Consider the following 21,481-nt stretch of genomic DNA (forward strand, 5'->3'; position numbering starts at 1 on the left):
TTAGATTTAATAGATGTCTTATTGAGAGATGCGATACGCCATGTTGTTACCTTGGCTAATTTTTATTCCCTTTATTGGTGGACTGCTATGCTGGCAGTGTGAGCGTTTTGGAGCTAAAGCACCGCGTATAGTAGCGTTATTTTCTATGGGATTAGTATTAGTACTAATAGCATATTTATTTTTACAGTATTTTTTTTTGGAAGGCTTGCTAAGTAACAATAAATTAATACAGCTAATAGATTTTCCTCGATGGAAGATCGAGTTTACTTTACCTTGGATTCCAAGTTTTTATATTGAGTTCCATTTAGCTCTTGATGGTTTATCATTATTAATGGTAATGCTAACTGGCCTACTTGGTCTATTAGCCATTCTCTGTTCGTGGTATGAAATTCAAAGTAATCTAGGTCTTTTTCATCTAAATCTCTTATGGATCATTGGTGCTGTGATTGGGGTATTTCTTGCTATTGATATGTTTCTCTTTTTTTTCTTTTGGGAAATGATGTTAGTGCCAATGTATTTTCTAATTACGTTATGGGGTAATAAGTTATCAAGTTATAAAACCCGGATCTCTGTCGCAACTAAATTTTTTATTTATACTCAAGCTAGTGGCTTAATTATGTTAATTGCAATTATTACTTTAGTATTAGTACATTATCAGACAATGCAGATTTGGACATTTAACTATACATTATTATTAAAAACACCAATGTCTCGAAGTACAGAGTATCTATTAATGCTAGGTTTTTTTATTGCTTTTGCAGTAAAGATGCCAGTAGTGCCATTACATGGCTGGTTACCAGATACACATAGTCAGGCTCCAACTTCTGGTTCTGTTGATTTAGCTGGTATTCTATTAAAAACAGCAGCATATGGTTTATTACGTTTTAGTTTACCATTATTCCCACGGGCATCTCATGATTTCGCGCCTATTGCTATGTGGCTTGGTATAATAAGTATTTTTTATGGTGCTTGGATGGCGTTTTGCCAAACTAATATTAAGCGTTTAATTGCTTATGCTAGCGTATCACATATGGGTTTTGTATTAATTGCGATTTATAGTGGTAGCCAACTAGCTTATCAAGGAGCAATTATACAAATAATTGCACATAGTTTATCTGCTGCAGGTATGTTTATTATCTGTGGTCAATTATACGAGCGTTTATATACATATAATATGTATCAAATGGGTGGTATATGGGCACGTATAAAATATTTACCGGCATTATCGCTATTTTTTGCAATGGCAATCCTTGGCATACCAGGAACTGGTAATTTTATTGGCGAATTTATGATTTTATTTGGTAGTTTTCAGATGGTGCCGCTGATCGCTGTAGTAGCTACTTTTGGTATTGTATTTGCTGCGGTTTATTCTTTAGTAATGATACAACGTACTTATTATGGAACAGTAAAATCAAAACAAATATTATCAGATATAACAACAAGAGAATGGTCAATTACTCTTCTATTGGCTGTGCTATTAATACTACTTGGATTTTATCCACAACCTATTCTTAATATCTCTTATGCAACTATAAGTGATATACAGAGATGGTTTTTAATGCCCTTAATCTCCTCAACATTATTAACTTCAAATATAGGGCTATAATTCATAATGATAATAACTCTACAACAATTAATTGGTATGCTGCCACTATTAATTATTGGATTAACAGTAGTAGTGATAATACTATCCGTTGCATGGCAACGTAATCATTTTATTAATGTTATCTTGACAGTTATTGGTTTGAATGTAGCATTATTTTCTCTTTATTTTGTTTGGCAAATAGTACCGCTAAATGTAACATTATTACGTATTGATAACTATTCAATATTCTATACAGGTTTAATATTGCTAGCAAGTTTAGCAAGTGTCACTTTTGCTTACCCATGGTTAACGAGTTATCCTGATAATCGCGAAGAATTTTACCTATTATTATTAATTGCTACACTAGGTAGTATTTTATTAGTAAGCGCTAACCATTTAGCTGCACTATTTCTAGGTATTGAGCTTATTTCATTACCTTTATTCGGATTGATTGGTTATGCTTATCGCCAAAATTATTCATTAGAAGCGAGTATTAAATATATGCTGCTCTCAGCAGTGGCATCATCATTTTTATTATTTGGCATAGCATTATTATATGCTGAATCAGGTAGTTTATTTTTTAGTGAGTTAGGTAGCAGCCTAAATAACAGTCTTATACATCGACCTTTGATTATGGCTGGATTAGGTATGATACTGATTAGCTTATGTTTTAAACTTTCACTAGTACCATTTCAATTATGGACACCTGATATTTATCAAGGCACACCAGCTCCAGTTTTAGCCTTTTTAGCGACAGCTAGTAAAATTGCTATCTTTGTAGTAGTTATGCGTTTATTTCTTTATGCCCCTGTCTCCAATGACAAAGCTATAAATGTATTGTTAACTATAATAGCAATTAGTTCTATTTTATTCGGTAATTTAATGGCTATAACACAGAATAATATAAAACGGCTATTAGGTTATTCATCAATTGCACATTTAGGATATTTACTAATTACATTAATTATAGCACCACTCCAATCATCATTAGATATTATTGGTATCTATATGTTAGGATATTTATGTAGTAATCTAGGGGCTTTTGGTGTAGTTAGCCTAATATCTAACCTATACAAAAAGGTAGATATACGTGGTTTATTTTGGCAAAAACCTCTTTTAGCAGTAGTAATGATAGTAATGATGCTATCACTTGCAGGTATCCCATTAACAATCGGTTTTATTGGTAAGTTTTTTATTATTACCTTAGGTATTAGTGCTCATTTATGGTGTTTGACAAGCGTTATTATATTAGGTAGTATTATTGGATTATATTGTTATTTACGTGTCATTGCTGATCTATTTCTAATTTCAACACAGGAATTACAATACGGTATCGCATATAATTGGATATTAACTGTTGAGGGTATTATAGTATTAATCTGTGCTATTACGGTAATTTTTCTAGGCATATATCCACAACCTTTAATTTCATTCGTAAAATTTATGCAACCAATATTTTAAATTAATAGATTAATAGTAAAAAATAAGCTAATAGTAAATATTACTAGCTATATTTAAATAACAATATTGCTTGCTGAAATATATCTGTTACTTATTTAATAACATCTTTACCAAATGAAAGATTATGCCATAAACATTTGCCCTTTTTTGCTATTATATCAAGTTGTATTTTATGTTCAGCTAATTCATTAGTGTTTGCATGAATAATTTTTAGTGATGAAGTTGGGTGGATGACTGGTTTAATATTTTCTTCTATTACATCTTGTGATTGTAGTTGCTGATTGCTTTCTAGTAAAAATGATATAGATGTCTGTCCACTGGTCATTGCTAAATAAACATCTGCTAAAATTTCAGCATCAAGTAACGCCCCATGCAATTTACGTTTAGTATTATTAATATGATAACGATCGCATAAAGCATCCAAATTATTACGTTTACCCGGAAATAAACGACGCGCCATTACTAGGCTATCGGTTATGGTACAAAAAGTTTCAACTTTTGGAATACTTTCATTTAACATACTAAATTCATAATCTATAAAACTAATATCAAAAGTTGCATTATGAATAACAAGATTAGCTCCGCGAATAAAATTAAGAAATTCTTTAGCAGTATTAGCAAATGTAGGTTTATCTACTAGAAAATCATTACTTATACCGTGAATAGCATAAGCTTCAGGATCTACCTGTCGATCTGGTTTTAGATAAACATGAAAGTTATTACCTGTTAAATGCCGGTTAATCATTTCAACAGCACCAATTTCGATAATTCGATGTCCTTTATAGGGCACTCCTAGTTTATTTAAACCTGTAGTTTCAGTATCTAAAAAAATTTGTTGCCTATTAGTAGTATTCATAGTAGATGCTCATATTAGACTCAAAATTTTAAACAAATAGTAACAATTAAGTTTGTATATAATTTTATGTAATTACCTATTTATAGTAAATTAAACTAATAGTTTATTGTATCAATAATATAGTAATTTATTATTACACTTTAGTTTTATACTAATATAATCTATTTTTATAGTTCTAATTCTATTATTAGGTAAATAAAACTTTACTTGTTATATTAAGTAGAAGTATTTGCATATTCTTTTAAGTATAGTATTTTCCTAATTTTTAATTTTTTTCCTAATTATTATAGCTTTTTTAGAAATAAAAGTAACATTCTCTTTTTTATTTATTAAATATTATCTTTAGATCTTCTGAGTCTCAATTGATATTGTCTAATATTTTTAATATTCTTTGTTCAAAATTAACTTGATAATTTTACTTCTATATTATGTATATTATTGTATATATCATGCAGTATGATTACTATTGTTAGTAAATATTAGGCAATAAATATTGCATTGTTTATTGTTATAAACACTTATAAAAATTTTACTATATAAAGTTATTAATATAAGCTATTAAATAGATAGAGAGCATATTAATTAAGCAGTATACCGCTAATTTATCTAAGTATAAAGATTTATTAAAAAGTAATATATAACATTAGTGTATACCTATTAATGCTACTAAATACTGTTTAACTGACAAAACATAAATAGTTTTATTTATAAAAAGACATGCCTTAAAAACTAAGTAATCGTTGATAAAAAAATAAATTAATTACCTATATAACTATTTTTAATAAAAGATATTGTGATTTTAGATTACTTAAGGGCATTATGTATAAATATATCTTATAATTAAAATAGTAATAGATATAGATTACTTAGGACTAGTAAATTTATTTAAACTTGATATTACTCAAAAAAATAAAGAAAATTCTTTAGCACTAAAAGATAACGTAATAATTTAGGCATTCTAAACATTTATACTTAGTTAAAATTCTAAATACTTACAGTAATAAATATTATTTTTAAAATATAAAAAATTATTTATTTAAAAAAATTAATTAAATAAAAATAAATCTTAAATTTTTAAATAGTTAAATTTTTATTAATTTACATAAAACTTAATTATTTAGAGTCATTATTTTAATATCCAAAATTTTTTAGAGAATTATAAGTGCTTATAATAGGTACTTATATCAGACTTAAAATTTAAATAAATAATTAAGGTATATTAGAAATGCATAAACAAGTAGAAATTTTTACTGATGGTTCGTGTCTTGGTAATCCAGGCCATGGTGGTTATGGTGCGATTTTACGTTATAAACACTATGAAAAAACTTTCAATGGTGGTTATTATTTAACTACGAATAACCGTATGGAGTTAATGGCAGTTATTATCGCTCTTGAAGCATTAACTTCATTTTGTCAAGTTAAGCTTTACACTGATAGTCAATATGTCCATCAAGGTATTAACCAATGGATTCATAATTGGAAAAAACGTAGTTGGAAAACAACCAATCATAATACTATAAAAAATACTAATTTATGGCAAAGATTAGATAATGTAATTCAACACCATCAAATAACTTGGATATGGATAAAGAGTCATGCTGGTCATTTAGAAAATGAACGTTGTGATGAGCTTGCTCGTATTGCAGCTAATACCCCAACTAAAAATGATATTGGATATCAACCTGAATAATCACTAAATTAAAGTAGATTACAATAATTTTTCGTAGCACCTAGTATCCTATTAAATGAAGGTTTATTTGTAACAAATTTTATAGAATTAAATATAAGTGATAATTTACGTTTACGGGCAATAATTAAGCTAACACAACCTAATGCGGAGAGATAGGCATTAATAAAGCCTCCGCCTTGCTTATGCCATGGCAAAACATGAAAACATGATTGATGCATTACCTGATAGTTAAGTATATTAAGCCAATCAAGTACACGCATTTGAGTAAACATTCTGCTAGAATAAGGTTGATGTTGACGTAATATTGGCAATAATTTACCTATTCCTAATAAGCTTAATGGGTTATAATGACTAATTATTAACCAGCCATCGTCAACTAGAACACGATCAAGCTCACATAAAATACCATAAGGATCAATACAATAATTTAAAGTATGCGCTAATAATACAGCATCTACTGATTTTTTAGAAAAAGGTAATCGATAAGGATTAGTAAATATTTGTATAGCTCGACTTTGTTCAGTAATACTAATTTGATGGGTAATAGTACACTGATCACTAGTAATTTCAGTGCTAAGATTACCAATTTTTAGTAAATAAAAACCAAAAAATTTTGGCCACCAAGGTTGCATTTTTTTTCAATAGCAGAACGGTAATATTCTCCCCACTGGAGTTCACTCCAGGACTTGGGTGTATGAATCTTCAGATATAATTGCTTAGGCTTCATATTTTATTATCTTTTATTAAAAGGTTAGTAACTATTATATGGATCTTATTAATATTCCAGCATTAAAAGATAATTACATTTGGTTATTAGCAGATACACAAGCAAATTGTGTAATTATCGATCCAGGATCTGCGATGCCTGTTTTTACTGCATTAATTAAGCGACAATTAACAGCTAATGCAATTTTACTAACACACCATCATTATGACCATCTTGGTGGTGTCATTGAATTACTTAGATATTTTCCAAATTTACCAGTGTATGGACCACAAGAAACCGCTAATAAAGGTGCGACTATTCTTGTTAAGGAAGGTGATAACCTGATTATTGGTAGTCAAAACTTCTCAATTATTGCTATTCCAGGACATACTTTAGGTCATATTGCATATTATAATGCTCCTTATCTTTTTTGTGGGGATACGTTATTTTCTGCTGGTTGTGGTCGCTTATTTGAAGGCACTTATAATCAAATGTATTCGTCAATTCAAAAAATTATGCAATTGCCTGATACTACTCTAATTTGTTCAGCGCATGAATATACAGTTTCAAACTTAGCTTTTGCTCGTTCAATTTTACCTCAAGATAAAAAAATTAAAATATATGAACAACGTGTTAAGCAATTACGAGCGATAAATTACCCTAGTTTACCAACAACTTTACAGCTAGAGCGTGAAGTAAATGTTTTTTTACGCTGTAATGATATTGAATTACAAAAAAAATTAGGGATTACACCTTATTCTACTCCCTTATCTTTGATTTTTTCTGCCTTAAGAATCATGAAAGATTGTTTTTAAAATTTTTATTGTATTATTTATTATAATAAAGTACTATTGCTTAAGTTTTAATCAACTAGATAAGATATTAAGATATCTATGAGGACTAAAAAGATGCTGCTCGTCTTAGTCTTGCTTATAGGATATCAAATATCTAAGTTTGATCAATAGATTTTTTGTACAGCATGCGCATAGTTTGTCTTTAGCGAGTAAAAAAAAATAAAGAAAAAAATATATAGATACTAACTTAAAAAAACACAATACTATGGAAGGATAACATCCTCTTACAAAAAAATTTATGGGATTTTATTAGTAACGAGCTGAAGATAAAAGTTCAGGATAATGCTCTAATTCATAAGCAACGACAAAAATATTTAAAAAATAAGATTAATCTCTGTGATGTAATTGTACGAGCAGAACCTTATCTATACCTAATTGTATCGCAGATTAAGAAACGTAATATTCCAATGGAATTAGTATTTATATCTATAGTAGAAAGTTCTTTTAATCCAAAAACCACCTCATCTGCTAATGCTGCAGGTCTATGGCAAATAGTACCTAGTACTGGGTTACATTATAGTCTAAAACAAAACGAATAGTACGATGGTCGCCGTGATGTATTAGCTTCAACTAATGCTACGCTTAATTTAATACAAAATTTAAATAATACTTTTAATGGTGATTGGTTACTTACTATAGCTGCTTATAATAGTGGTGAAGGGCGAGTTAGACGAGCAATAAAAGTTAACAAAGCACAGGGTAAACAACTTAATTTTTGGATGTTATCACTACCTAATCAAACCTCTATTTATGTATCTAAAATGCTAGCTCTAAGTGATATTATTAAAAATCATAAAAAGTATGGTTTAAATTTGCCAAAAACTAGCGAAAAAAATAGATTAGTCCGTGTTGATATTAGACAGTAGATAAAACTTACGCAAGCTGCTAAAATGTTAGGTTTGCCTCTAACTTGTTTAAAATCTTATAATGCAGGATACAAACATAATATGATAACTTTTCCCTATTATATTATATTACCTAAGTCCCATGTTATGCAATTTAAAAATTTAATAGCAACTACTAAATTAATAAGGATTTAGATAACCTAACTAGTAAAAAATAACTAGTTTTTTAAATACAAGAAAAAATTATAAATTTACAAATAAGTGCTAACTAAGTAAAAGTACTATCTATCAAATTTATAGAAATAATGTAGTTACTAGTATTGTTAAATACCACAACATTATATTAAAACATAATATAATAGAATTAGTAGTTAATCAATTAATTAGGTTAAATAGTTTATAGCTAAGTTTAAAATCAATATAATTGATAAATAATAGAATAAATCTAAATAGTTAAAATAATAAGTTACTATTTATTATTTTATGTTACTGTTATAAAATCTTCTAATATAAGTGCATATCTTAATTATGATATAGTTTTAATTATAATTCACTAACAAAAAGATTAGTAACATGCCAAAAAGAACTTATGCAATAAGGTATGTGGCAGGCCGACCAGCTGAACAAATTTTTCCAAGTTCAGTTCGTCCACAAGTATGGGAATTACTATTAGGCGAACCTTTACGGGCATCAAAATCTTTACGTGTTATGGTATGGAATATTTTTAAGCAGCAACGTACTAATTGGCTATCTATACTTAAAAAATTTGGTAAAGATTCTCAACTTATTTTGCTTCAAGAAGCAAGAGCTACACCTGAAATGGTACATTTCGCTACATCTAACTATTTAGCTACAGATCAGGTTCCTGCTTTTAAGTTTTCACACCACTCTTCTGGTGTAATGACTTTAGCTACAGCTTATCCCGTATATTGTTATCCGTTACGTAAACAAGAACCGTTATTACGTTTATCTAAATCTGCTTTAATCAATATTTATCCTATTTATAACAAACGTTTACTAATGGTAGTAAATATTCATGCAGTAAATTTTAGTTTAGGTATAGATGTTTATAATACGCAACTTAGATTAATAAGTAAACAAATTACGTTACATTCAGGACCATTAATATTAGCAGGAGATTTTAATGCATGGAGTCATCAACGGATAAATGCATTACGTCTATTTGTACATAAGATGAAGTTACAGGAAGTTCAATTTATTATTGATAATCGTAGTCGAGCATTTGGGCATCCCTTGGATTTTATTTTTTTTCGTGATCTATATGTAGATAAAGCATTAGTGTTAATAACTAGGGCTTCTGACCATAATCCACTACTAGTTGATTTTTTATTATAGAATTTAATTCTATAAAATATAATTAAATATTAACTTAATAAGATGAGTTAACTATTTTATGTTATAATATTATTATGTGATTTAGAATTAATTTTTAGTTTTAGTAATTTAAGATAATAAAGGTCAATACTACCGAGTAAATTTTAAATAGTATTAATCAATAATTTTTATATAAAAACGTTCCATAGAATTAAAATATACTATATTTCTATAATGATATTAGTTATATTAAAAAATAACATAGATAAATACGTAGATTAATATTTATTAAGTAACGTAGATTAATATCTATTAAAAACTTTATGTTAATTAGTCGTTCAAATTTTTATAAAAATTACTATTAAGAAATAAAAAAATTAATCCTACAATAGTAGTCTTATAACTTTATTCAATATAAAATAATTTATTTTTGCATAATATTAAGATTATTTATTAATTAATTTTCACTAAAACATATAATTTTAAAAAATTTCAGCATATGTGCATAAATAATAATAATTTTCATTAGTACTAAAAGATAACGTAATAATTATAAGTTATTAAACTAGTATGAATTAAATAAAAATATTATTAATATAATTAAATAATCTAAAGTTATATTAGATTATTACTAAAATAGGTAATAATGGTTTAAATTAATATTTAATCTGACTATAGTAATTTATAACCTAAAATTAGATAAATAAGAGTGTTCAAAAGATTTAATGATGGATTACCAACATTGGTTATTAATAGCGACTAACCAATTTATTAATAGTGAGAGCCCTAAATGTGATGCTGAAATTTTGTTAAGTTTTATTACAGGTAGATCACGTAGTTTTATATTAGCTTTTGGTGAAACTTTGTTAACACTAAAGGAGCTAGCGCTATTAACTCCTTTAGTTAATCGACGACAGCAAGGTGAACCTATTGCCTATTTAATTGGTGAACAAGAATTTTGGTCTTTACCATTAACTATATCTACTGCTGTCTTAATCCCGCGTCCAGATACAGAGTGTTTAGTTGAGCAAGCTCTGTCTTATTTACCACGTACTGCTTGTAATATTTTAGATTTAGGAAGTGGTAGCGGAGCAATTGCATTAGCTTTAGCGAGTGAGCGTCCTGATTGTAAAGTGATAGGTGTTGATATTAGCGCTGAAGCAATAGCGTTAGCGCGTTATAATGCAAGAAAACTAGCACTATATAATGCATACTTTATTCAAGGAAATTGGTTTAAGCCACTAGATCAACGTTTTATGTTAATAGTTAGCAATCCACCTTATATCGATGCTAATGATCCACATCTTACTAAGGGTGATGTACGTTATGAACCCTCTCAGGCGCTGATTGCAAAATTAAATGGCATAGCAGATTTAGCTACAATTATACAACAAACACCTTACTATATTACTGCTTCTGGTTGGTTACTAGTAGAACATGGATGGCAACAAGCTAAACAAATACAAGATTTATTCTATAAGGTTGGATTTAACTCAGTAATTACTCATAAAGATTACGCTGGTCATGATAGGATCACACTTGGTCAATGGAATTTAGTTAATAATATTTAAATAGTCAATAAATTAAATACTATATAATGCTAGTAATTTATCAAACTAATAGTAATGAAGATACTATTTAAAATTATGAATAATATATTTATTAGCTTTATTACTAAGTTTAAGTTTAATACTGTATCTCTTGGTTATAAAGTACTATTAGTTACCAAATGAACTAGTAAAAAATTTTATCCTAACTATATTTATAGATATTTGTAATAATTAGGTAATTTATTAAATTAATACTAAGAGATTTCCTTTTATTAAATATTATTTTTTATATTATATATTTTTAGTTAATTCTTTGTATGAATTTATTAAATAAAGAGATATAGTTAATTAATTTATTAGATAATAACACTAAATGTTAAATATTAAAATAATGAATAAATATAATATCAACACTTAAAGCAAAGAAAATTTAAATAAATATGCTAAACTAATAAGATGAAGATCTGAATAGAAGTAAAATATAATAATTACTTGTAAAATACTTTATATATTACAAATTATATTAATAAAAAACATAGATATAATTAAATTTAAGTTTTAGTAAAGTGGTATTAATTTAGATTAAAATAATTCTGATTATGTTAATAACTATAGTTTAATCTACATTAATCTTAAATGTAATTATATTATTACTTTTAAGTTAAACGGTTTTATTAAATAAAATCCAGAAGCTTTATTATTAAAATGATAAAATATAAATTTACTTAATTTAATAGTGGATTATTATTTTACATTTGATTTGCTAATATAATAGGTTTTAAATATACTTTTAAGGAGAGTATTTTACTTATCCTTAAAAAGTTTATAATATGAAAAATAAAATAATTAGTATCGATAATATAAAAATATCAAACAATAATCCCTTTGTATTATTTGGTGGAATGAATGTGCTTGAATCATCTAAACTAGCAATGGATATTTGTGAACACTATCAGAATATTACTAATAAACTACAAATTCCATACGTATTTAAAGCTTCTTTTGATAAAGCTAATCGATCTTCAATTCATTCTTATCGCGGTCCTGGATTAGAAGAGGGATTAAAAATTCTCCAAAAAATAAAACGAAATTTTGGTGTAAAAATAGTGACAGATGTACATGAAATCAGTCAAGTACAGGTTGTAGCTGAAGTAGTTGATATATTGCAATTACCTGCTTTTTTAGCACGTCAAACTGATTTAATTATTGCAATGGCTAAAACAGGTAAGGTGATTAATATCAAAAAACCTCAATTTATTAGTCCCGGACAAATGAAAAATATTGTCGAAAAATTTATAGAAGCAGGCAATAATCAGATTATTATTTGTGATCGTGGTAGTAATTTTGGTTATGATAATTTAGTTGTTGATATGCTAGGTATTAATGTTATGATACAAACAACTGGTGGATACCCTGTTATTTTAGATGTAACTCACGCATTACAATACCGTGATTCTTTTAGCCTAACTTCCTGTGGGCGTCGTACACAAGCAGCTGAACTTGCACGTGCAGGTATTGCAGTGGGGTTAGCAGGATTATTTCTTGAAGCACATCCTGATCCTAGGATAGCAAAATGTGATGGCCCATCAACATTACCATTAGATAAACTTGAGCCTTTTTTACAACAGATGAAAGCTATTGATGATTTAGTTAAAAATTTTCTTGTATTAGATATAATAAATAAAAAATGGTATTAATTTTATTATTATCTTATCTTAAATATTAAATATGGCGGTGAGAAAGGGGTTCGAACCCTTGATACGCTTTCACGTATACACACTTTCCAGGTATGCTCTTTCAACCACTCAGACATCTCACCGTTTTTCTTACTATTTATAACTATACTATAGTATTACTTTAAATAGTAATATACTTAAAGTTAAGTTAAATTTGTTAGTTATTATGATACAGATCATTTATTTATTTTAAAAAAATCAAATATAAATTATTCACAAAAAAATTAAGCTATAAAATTAGCTCTATAATAACTAAAATATTATAGAAATTTTTGCTTTTATCTAGTGTTATATTTAACATAAATAAATAAAAATTAATGAAACATAATAACTACCAGAAATTTAATTTCAATTAATAACTAATAAAAGTATAATATATTTTATATGTGTAATATTAGAAATAAGTTATTAAAAATATATTATACGTAATAATATTAGGAATAATATCTTATAAGCGCAACTTTTTCTATTTATTATTATTCTTATTTATTGCGCTACTTAACATATCTGCTGGTTTTACCCATTGTTCAAATTCTTTCTCAGTTAATCCTAGCATTAGAGCAGAATCTTTTAATGTTATTCCTGTTTCATGTGCATTTTTAGCAATTTCGGCTGCTTTATCATAACCAATATATGGGCTTAGTGCTGTTACTAACATTAAAGAATCATTAAGTAATTGAGCAATGCGTTTTTTATTAGGTTTAATACCTATTACGCAAAATTGATTAAAACAATGAATACCATTAGTTAGCAATCGAATAGATTGTAAATAATTATAAATAATCATCGGACGAAATACATTTAATTCAAAATTTCCAGAAGCACCACCAATATTTATCGCAACATCGTTACCAATTACTTGAGCACATAGCATTGTCATTGCTTCACATTGTGTTGGATTAACTTTTCCTGGCATGATAGAGCTACCTGGTTCATTTGCTGGAATAGATATTTCACCAATACCACAACGCGGACCTGATGATAACCAACGAATATCATTTGCTATTTTCATTAAAGAAACAGCTAAACCTTTTAATGCACCATGACTATGGACTAATGCATCACAAGTTGCTAATGCCTCAAATTTGTTAAAAGCAGTAATAAAAGGCTGTTTTGTGTACTCTGCAATTTCTTGTGCAACCTGTTTTGCATAATTAGGATGTGTATTTAATCCGGTGCCAACTGCTGTACCACCTAAAGCTAGTTCGTATAAATGTGAGATCGTTGCTTCAATATGTGTCTTGCTATGTGCTAACATTGATGCCCAGCCAGATATTTCTTGTCCTAATGTTAATGGTGTTGCGTCCTGCAAATGAGTTCGTCCAATTTTAATAATATCTTTAAAAGAGAATTCTTTGTCTATTAATGTTTGGTATAATTTTTTTAATACTGGTAATAAATTTTTATTTATACCTATTACCGCTGCAATATGCATCGCAGTAGGAAATACATCATTAGAACTTTGACTTTTATTTACATCATCATTCGGATGAATTAGACTGTTTTGACCACGTTGACCATCTAAAATTTCGCTCGCACGATTACCTAATACTTCATTCATATTCATATTAGTTTGTGTGCCTGAACCTGTTTGCCAAATAGAAAGTGGGAATTCATCTAAATGCTTACCTTCTAACACTTCGTCAGCAGCCTGAATGATAGCCTTTGCTTTTTTTTCTCCTAAAAGTTTTAAATTCATGTTAACTTTTATTGCAGCACGCTTTGTTATAGCTAGTGCATAGATTAATTCTTTAGGCATTTTTTCCTGTGAAATAGCAAAGTATTTTAATGAACGTGCAGTTTGTGCTCCCCATAAACGATCATTAGTAACTTCAATTAACCCTATTGAGTCTTTTTCTATACGAATAATAGTCATTACTTTTGCCTCTAAAAAAATTAAATAGATTTCCTATAAAGCTATCCTTTAATATATCTATATTATCTAGCATAATAATATATAAAATTATTAAAATAATATATTAAAATTATTTACTTTACGATTTATAAATAATTTAGAATAATTTCTTATAGGAATTATAATAAAAATTCATAATGCACTATGAACTAGTATATATGCTATAATTAGCACTGATAATACTAATACTAATACTAATACTAATACTAATACTAATAAATTATTTTATCTATTATTTAACTTAATTATAAAAAATCTATAAAATCATCTAAATAATTAGATAATTATTTAGATATTTAATTAGTATATATTACAAAAATTATTATTAATTTAAATTTATTTTAGTATAAAACTGTTAAAAGCAATTTGCTAAGGTAAATACTATAAATATTATGCTCAATATGGAAAATCATAATTATAAAAACACTAATAATAAGCTAAAACTAATTTATATTAGTATTTCTTAGTAAGGTAAAATACTTTTATATTATTGAATATATAATAGAGAGTTTTTAACTATATTAAAAGCAAATAACAGTCAATATGACATTCATTATTATTTGATGATAACTTTTGAGTGTCTTTATATTTAATATAAAAATATTATATATAATTCTTATTTTTTTCTATAGTTTTAATTAATAGAAAAGTATCTACGATAGTATCGTAGATACTTGGGGATTATTAATAAATAGTTATCCAAACATAACCTAAGTTTTTAACTACTTATTATTTACTTGTATTTATCTATTATACTAAGTATTTTTTACTATTTTTAAAGTTAAATTATATTTAGCGCTAATTAAATGATAAATTTTTTTCTAGTATCTTTATTACTTTGTATTCTATAGATACTTTCTTGTTTAAAAGATCATTAATAACACTCATATAAAACGTTAGTTTATAAAGAAGTTATTAAATATTTATTTTCAAAGAGGATTAATAAATATATTATATCTATTGTAGTTTTTACATTAGCTATAATAGATATTTTACAGATAATATTAAAAGCATTAAATATCTATTTTATAATTAAATTATTATAATAAAAATAAAAATCTAATATAGTATTACTAATATAGTCCATTATACTTATTTAAGTATAAGCTATTAAATAATTAATATTTATTACAAAACTAAAGTTAGAGATATAGTTATTTTAACTTGTTTACAACAGTATAATTAATATTAATTATACTAAACTTAAGAGTATTTACTGCTTTATTATAATTATAATAATTAATATAATCCGTTGCACCTTAAGAATTATTATATATAACTAATACCTTTAACATTTATTAAGTAATATTAACTATTAAAATAATAGTAAGTTACTAAATTATAATAATATTATTTATTAAGCTTATAATCTATAACTAAAATATTAGGTTAATAAATTTAATGCAACCATCAATAATATTTTTATGTTTAATAACTAAATTATTTTTATTAAAAAATATATTATAGCTATTATTTATCATGTATTTTTTAATTATTATGACTCTATAAGTATCAACTATAATCTTTTATGTCTAAAAAATACAAGTAGTTTAATATTATTTAAAATTACTAGTTATTATAAATAGCATAATCTTTAAGATCTACTCATATAGTAATAATTTTATATTTATCAATAATTAATGATATAATAATGATATTTTGTATTTTTGATTAAATCTACCTATTTTAGGTGCTTCTTGTACTTAAAAGTTATCTAGATAAATTAATTAGACTAATCTTACTTAGTGTAAACTAGTATTTTTATACTATCATGCTATACGTAATTACTGTATAGAGCGCATACTAAATTACTTAGCTAGTTTTCTTATAATTAGATAACTAATCTACCAATATGTTAATGCTAGGTATTTAAAATATTTATTAATTTTATTAAGGGGACTGATAATATGCATTAGTTTAAATGATTTTAATTTTAAATTATAGCAGTAAAATACCTTATAGTTAAAACTAAAAATTTATAGTGTATCAATATATAATAAATAACTTTATATAATTTATATTTATTGCTATGTTAAATATAACAACTTAAAATCTACTTAACTAAATGATAATTAGATTAATAAATACTTACTAAAACAAAAAGTCTTCATAAATAATTTTTTATTAACGATATAATAGATTTTATCTATTTAAATAAAAGTTATAAAATAATTTTTATCTTGTAATTTTCTATTATTTTATCCTAAATAATGTAGTAAAATATGCGCTTTCATATAAATAAGATAATATTTATGCTTAATAGGTTTCTTGCAAAAAACGCAGCAAATACTATAAATTTTATGATAAGTAAAAAGATTACGTTTACAAAAAAAGAATCTACTTTATAGTTTCTTTTAAAAATTTATTCTTTATTACGAAAATTTTACTAATAATTTATTAGAAATTTTTCGAATAATATTTAGATTTTTTCTGTTAATTTTACTTTCATATTTTTTTCTTAAATAATTGTTTTATCAGCACTCTTTTATCTTATTAGTCTAGATAATTTCTTTTTATAATATACTATAGTTATGTTATTTTTTAATTCTACTATTAATATATTAAGTTACTCATTTTCTTACTATATACTATCATTAAATATACATCTTCTTTTGTAACTACACGTTTATATCAAATATAAATAATACTATTTTCTATTAACTATTTAGCTTTTATTTTAGGTAACTTAATAAAGTTTCTTTTAATAGAATATATTAAATAATATTATTACCTATAATCTATTATTTAAATTAATGAATTAAAGATAGTACTAAGAGTTTGTACAGGATTAGTAGATTTAGTGATAGGTCGCCCAATTACTATATAATCTACTCCGGCATTAAGTGCTTGTTTTGGTGTCATAGTATATCGTTGATCACTATTAGCACTTCCTGTTGGGCGTATACCTGGTGCGATTAATTTAAATGCTTTACCACAAAATTGTTTCAATTTAAATGCTTCCTGGGCAGGACAAACTACCCCATCAAGACCGCAATTTTGACTTAATTTAGCTAAATTTTCTACTTGTTCAGAAAGACTGATATTAATACCAATATCTAATAAATCAATAGATTCCATACTAGTTAATACCGTAACAGCAATTAGCAAAGGTGCATCATTGCCATAAGGTAACAAAGCTTTTTTAGCTGCTTGCATCATTCTGCTACCTCCACTAGCATGAATATTTACTATCCATACACCTAGTTCTGCAGCTGCTGCTACTGCTCGCGCTGTGGTATGAGGAATATCATGAAATTTAAGGTCAAGAAAAACATTAAAACCACGCTGATGCAATTTTCGAATAAATACAGCACCGTATAAGGTAAACATTTCTTTACCTACCTTTAACTGGCATACCTGTGGATCAATACAATCAACAAAAGCTAACGCATGATTGATATTAGCATAATCTAACGCCACAATAATGGGAGATGAATTAATGATATTCTTACTTCCTATTTTAGCTTTTATTTTTAATCTTCTATAAAATAAAATTTTTACTAAACACTTCTATTACTTATTTAGTCTATAATTAACCTAATTAAGATTAAAGTTTAATGTAAATGATGGTACTAATAAAAATAAATATGTGATTAAGTAATATTCATAAAAATAACAACGTAATTCAATGTACACTATCTAGTAAATATATTACGCAATAACACTAAGTTATCTTTATACAACTTTTTTGTATTAATTAAATAAAAGTATATTAATAGATAAAAAGTTACGCTACATTTTATTTTTTTTTATTCTTAATCTACTCTACTAATATAAGTTGATTTATAACATTACTATATTTTAGCATAAAACTATAAAAACTTTATTTAATTTTTAACTTCATATAAATATTAATAATAATGATATTATTACATAGAAAAAGTTATTCTAATAGCTTCTTTATCCTATTTTAGGATCTATTTTAGTAAAATAACTCCTTAATAAATTTAGTCTTATTAATATAAATTTATTTTAAAATACTAATATTTTATTATACTATTCATTTCTTAATATTGCTTTTGATATTTTTTAGTTTTATCCAAATAAAATTTTTATTATTGTCTATAATACTATTTTATAATAAAATAAGCTATTTTAAGTGTTTGTCTTCTTTACATTGCCTAATTAATTTTGTACTATAAAAATTATAATTACCTAATTATTTATAATTTAATAAAATATTAATAACCACTATATAGCAAAAATATAAAAGTTTTACTTATTAATTAATAAATTAATATATCTTTAGAATTGTCATATAGACAGTAACTACATAATTGTATCTAATTATTAAATAACTAATAATTATATTTAAAAACTAAAAAGGAATTTTCTATTAATACTTAATAAATATATCTTATAATTAACTTTATATGTATAAGAAATAAATTTCTCAAGATATTATGATATGCTTTAATAATAGAAATATTTTTATAATATATTAAAATAAAAGTCTACTACTTCGTTTTTAATTAGAAAAAGAAAAAAATTAACTTTAATATCTATATTTATAAATAAGTGATTGGTGTTTTATTTATTTTACTAAAAGTTTTTACACCACATATATTAATATACACAAAATAACTTTCTACTAAAGAGTTATATTAGATGTAGATAGGGTTGTTATTTACCATTAATTAATCTAGCTATAATTTAAGTTGTTTAATTTTTCGACGCGCTTTATAAAGAGAAATATATACTTGTAGATAAAATAAAGCACATATAATACATCCTAATAAAAATCCAATTGTAAAAAAAATTACTAATAACGTTGATACTCGGTATTCACCTTGAGCTAATAGATAATTAAAGGTAATTATTTGATTATTAAATGCTCCTAAGCTTATAGAAACTATTAAGATTGCAAGCATTAACAAAAAAAATAGTAAATATTTCAAATTTTACTCCGTAGAGTGAATTAATATTCATAGGTTGTGTAGTTACTTGTAAAAATAAAAAATATTAATTAGTAAATATTTATAAAAAAGTAATTATGCTACATAATATCTACTGTAGTATAGTTATATTAAAAATATGATACATAAAATAATATTATAAGTTTATTAAAGTAACTATGCTACTATTAGTAAATAAAAATTATATAATGAGCAATAGATAATACTAAATCATTATCTATTTAAATAAAATACAGGAAAACATTTTCCTTCAGAGTCCTATATTTATATGAAACTAAAACGTGTAGCAGAAACTAAATTACCTACTCCTTGGGGGGATTTTTTACTAGTTTGTTTTGAAGAACTAACGAGTAGTCATGAACATTTAGCATTAATTTTTGGTGATATTTCAGGCCAATCTTCTATACTTTCTCGGATCCATTCAGAATGTTTAACTGGAGATGCATTATTTAGTTTACGTTGTGATTGTGGTTTTCAGCTTTATGCTGCAATGCAGCAAATTGCTGAAGAAGGTAGTGGTATTCTTATTTACCATCGTCAGGAGGGGCGTAATATTGGTTTATTAAATAAAATTCGTGCTTATGCCCTTCAAGATAAAGGAGCAGATACTGTTGAAGCGAATCATCAGTTAGGATTTAAAAGTGATGAAAGAGATTTTACGCTATGTGCTGACATCTATCAGATACTAGGGGTCAAAACAGTACGGTTATTAACTAATAACCCAGAAAAAGTTAAAATATTAATGCAATATGGATTAAATGTCATTAAACGAGTACCACTCATCGTTGGTGAAAATTCAAAAAATAAAAAATATCTTGCTATTAAAGAGGCTAAAATGGGACATATATTTAAGAACAAGTGACAATGTTACTTGTTTAGTAAGTATTTATGGTAAATCTAATATATAGGTCTACTTATTCATTATTTTATGTTATAAATAGTATAATTAGACTCTTACTTAATTAGAGCTATTATCTCCTTAGTTAACCACTTAAGTTTAACTTATTTGTCTTATCTTAATATTTTGGTTGCATCATCTCTTATTTATATTACTTTATAATATAAAGTACTATAATATATTGACAGTATAATAACCTATTACTATTATTGATATAATGTTTTAATTATTTACCTATTCATAGTAAAATATGAATAGGTAAATAGTAATCTTTTAATCTAAATAATATTTATTAGTTAATAAATATTATTTAGATTAATTCTTTTATTAAAATTTACATTAATTTTTTGGTAGTTAATTAATTTTTCTAAAAAGAAAGCTATTTAGATAAAATTGGTAATATTTGTTTTTATATTACTAGTTTTATTAAATTTTTTATTTATATATTTAATGATATAATTTCTTATATTTTTCTATAGTAAGTATAATATTAAATATATACTAGAATAAAGATTTATCCTAGACGGTAACCAGTGAAATTATGCTAATTTTAGCAAAAATATAAATAACATTATTAATAATAACCTATTATATTACATATATAATTAATAAAAATATAGCTATAAATAATAATTATTATATTTATGTATTGTTCCTATTTTATTACTATAGATAACATAAAAAATTATTGTCTAGATAAAATAAATAATAAATTTAATATAGAAAATATATTTGTTTCCTCTATTAAAGATAGTGTTGATATATTATTTAATATAATTAGTAAATTTTTTAAAATATTAAAACCTTATTAAATAATATTTAAAATAGAAACTAAATATAGATTACTATATATTTTGCATTATAAATATTAATATAGTGTAATAGAATACATTGTTAATTACATAATATAGTCAGATAAAAATTTACTAAATATTAGATGATATTATTATCTAATATAAGTTATTAACTTAAGATAATAAACATTAATTTAAATTATAAGAATAGTATAAATATATTAATAAACTAGTAAATAATTATTCACTAAGACTATCAGTCTTAAATAAATTAAGTTTAGCTATGTGTGAGTAAAAAGTAACATAAGTTTCTATCACTTTTGTTATTAATTTAATCAAA

Annotated in this window: 12 protein-coding genes, 1 tRNA gene and 2 pseudogenes; 9 read left to right on the forward strand and 6 right to left on the reverse strand. The window is 25.2% G+C overall.

What is annotated here, in order from left to right; all coding sequences use genetic code 11:
• The first annotated feature begins 40 nt into the window (after positions 1 to 40).
• Positions 41 to 1,606: an NADH-quinone oxidoreductase subunit M gene (gene nuoM, locus AB4W73_RS01200; RefSeq protein ID WP_367680741.1), complete on the forward strand. Its 1,566-nt coding sequence runs from the start codon at positions 41 to 43 to the stop codon at positions 1,604 to 1,606.
• A gap of 6 nt (positions 1,607 to 1,612) precedes the next feature.
• Entirely contained in the window at positions 1,613 to 3,046 is a 1,434-nt protein-coding gene (gene nuoN / locus AB4W73_RS01205) for an NADH-quinone oxidoreductase subunit NuoN (protein WP_367680624.1), read from the forward strand.
• Between the two features lie 91 nt (positions 3,047 to 3,137).
• On the opposite strand, the gene dnaQ is transcribed toward nuoN, so the two are convergent.
• Positions 3,138 to 3,902 carry a DNA polymerase III subunit epsilon gene (gene dnaQ, locus AB4W73_RS01210; RefSeq protein ID WP_367680625.1) on the reverse strand — a complete coding sequence of 255 codons (765 nt, stop codon included), beginning with the start codon at positions 3,900 to 3,902 and terminating at the stop codon, positions 3,138 to 3,140.
• A gap of 1,225 nt (positions 3,903 to 5,127) precedes the next feature.
• Between dnaQ and rnhA the strand changes: the two genes are divergently transcribed.
• Positions 5,128 to 5,592: a ribonuclease HI gene (gene rnhA / locus AB4W73_RS01215; protein ID WP_367680626.1), complete on the forward strand. Its 465-nt coding sequence runs from the start codon at positions 5,128 to 5,130 to the stop codon at positions 5,590 to 5,592.
• A gap of 8 nt (positions 5,593 to 5,600) precedes the next feature.
• Here rnhA and AB4W73_RS01220 read toward each other — a convergent pair.
• Positions 5,601 to 6,319: pseudogene (locus AB4W73_RS01220) on the reverse strand (class I SAM-dependent methyltransferase).
• 38 nt (positions 6,320 to 6,357) lie between these two features.
• Here AB4W73_RS01220 and gloB point away from each other — a divergent pair.
• From gloB to kdsA, 5 genes and pseudogenes are all read left to right on the forward strand, one after another.
• Entirely contained in the window at positions 6,358 to 7,113 is a 756-nt protein-coding gene (gene gloB / locus AB4W73_RS01225) for a hydroxyacylglutathione hydrolase (RefSeq protein ID WP_367680627.1), read from the forward strand.
• A gap of 266 nt (positions 7,114 to 7,379) precedes the next feature.
• Positions 7,380 to 8,180: pseudogene (locus tag AB4W73_RS01230) on the forward strand (transglycosylase SLT domain-containing protein); the annotation flags it as partial.
• 390 nt (positions 8,181 to 8,570) lie between these two features.
• On the forward strand, positions 8,571 to 9,353 hold the full coding sequence (locus AB4W73_RS01235) for an endonuclease/exonuclease/phosphatase family protein (RefSeq protein ID WP_367680628.1): 783 nt from the start codon (positions 8,571 to 8,573) through the stop codon (positions 9,351 to 9,353).
• A 707-nt stretch (positions 9,354 to 10,060) separates the two neighbouring features.
• A complete protein-coding gene (gene prmC, locus AB4W73_RS01240) occupies positions 10,061 to 10,903 on the forward strand; it encodes a peptide chain release factor N(5)-glutamine methyltransferase (RefSeq protein ID WP_367680742.1) in 843 nt (280 codons plus the stop codon).
• Between the two features lie 809 nt (positions 10,904 to 11,712).
• Entirely contained in the window at positions 11,713 to 12,579 is an 867-nt protein-coding gene (gene kdsA / locus AB4W73_RS01245; RefSeq protein ID WP_367680629.1) for a 3-deoxy-8-phosphooctulonate synthase, read from the forward strand.
• A 32-nt stretch (positions 12,580 to 12,611) separates the two neighbouring features.
• Here the strand turns inward: kdsA and AB4W73_RS01250 are convergent.
• From AB4W73_RS01250 to AB4W73_RS01265, 4 genes are all read right to left on the reverse strand, one after another.
• Positions 12,612 to 12,701 (reverse strand) — tRNA-Ser (locus AB4W73_RS01250).
• Between the two features lie 383 nt (positions 12,702 to 13,084).
• Positions 13,085 to 14,494 (reverse strand): class II fumarate hydratase, encoded by a 1,410-nt coding sequence (fumC, locus tag AB4W73_RS01255; RefSeq protein WP_367680630.1) that lies wholly within the window; start codon positions 14,492 to 14,494, stop codon positions 13,085 to 13,087.
• Between the two features lie 2,784 nt (positions 14,495 to 17,278).
• Positions 17,279 to 18,004, reverse strand: a complete 726-nt coding sequence (gene pyrF, locus AB4W73_RS01260; protein ID WP_367680743.1) for an orotidine-5'-phosphate decarboxylase — start codon at positions 18,002 to 18,004, stop codon at positions 17,279 to 17,281.
• A 1,175-nt stretch (positions 18,005 to 19,179) separates the two neighbouring features.
• Positions 19,180 to 19,431 (reverse strand): LapA family protein, encoded by a 252-nt coding sequence (locus tag AB4W73_RS01265; RefSeq protein WP_367680631.1) that lies wholly within the window; start codon positions 19,429 to 19,431, stop codon positions 19,180 to 19,182.
• Between the two features lie 286 nt (positions 19,432 to 19,717).
• On the opposite strand from AB4W73_RS01265, the gene ribA reads away from it, so the two are divergent.
• On the forward strand, positions 19,718 to 20,311 hold the full coding sequence (gene ribA, locus AB4W73_RS01270; protein ID WP_367680632.1) for a GTP cyclohydrolase II: 594 nt from the start codon (positions 19,718 to 19,720) through the stop codon (positions 20,309 to 20,311).
• The last annotated feature ends 1,170 nt before the right edge of the window (positions 20,312 to 21,481 follow it).

The organism is Candidatus Fukatsuia anoeciicola, assembly GCF_964059965.1.
GTDB lineage: Bacteria > Pseudomonadota > Gammaproteobacteria > Enterobacterales > Enterobacteriaceae > Fukatsuia > Fukatsuia anoeciicola.

Bases quoted from the DNA above. Each gene is read 5' to 3' on its own strand.
- nuoN (WP_367680624.1), top strand. From the start codon at position 1,613: ATGATAATAACTCTACAACAATTAATTGGTATGCTGCCACTATTAATT.
- gloB (WP_367680627.1), top strand. From the start codon at position 6,358: ATGGATCTTATTAATATTCCAGCATTAAAAGATAATTACATTTGGTTA.
- rnhA (WP_367680626.1), top strand. From the start codon at position 5,128: ATGCATAAACAAGTAGAAATTTTTACTGATGGTTCGTGTCTTGGTAAT.
- prmC (WP_367680742.1), top strand. From the start codon at position 10,061: ATGGATTACCAACATTGGTTATTAATAGCGACTAACCAATTTATTAAT.
- nuoM (WP_367680741.1), top strand. From the start codon at position 41: ATGTTGTTACCTTGGCTAATTTTTATTCCCTTTATTGGTGGACTGCTA.
- AB4W73_RS01235 (WP_367680628.1), top strand. From the start codon at position 8,571: ATGCCAAAAAGAACTTATGCAATAAGGTATGTGGCAGGCCGACCAGCT.
- kdsA (WP_367680629.1), top strand. From the start codon at position 11,713: ATGAAAAATAAAATAATTAGTATCGATAATATAAAAATATCAAACAAT.
- fumC (WP_367680630.1), bottom strand. From the start codon at position 14,494: ATGACTATTATTCGTATAGAAAAAGACTCAATAGGGTTAATTGAAGTT.
- dnaQ (WP_367680625.1), bottom strand. From the start codon at position 3,902: ATGAATACTACTAATAGGCAACAAATTTTTTTAGATACTGAAACTACA.
- ribA (WP_367680632.1), top strand. From the start codon at position 19,718: ATGAAACTAAAACGTGTAGCAGAAACTAAATTACCTACTCCTTGGGGG.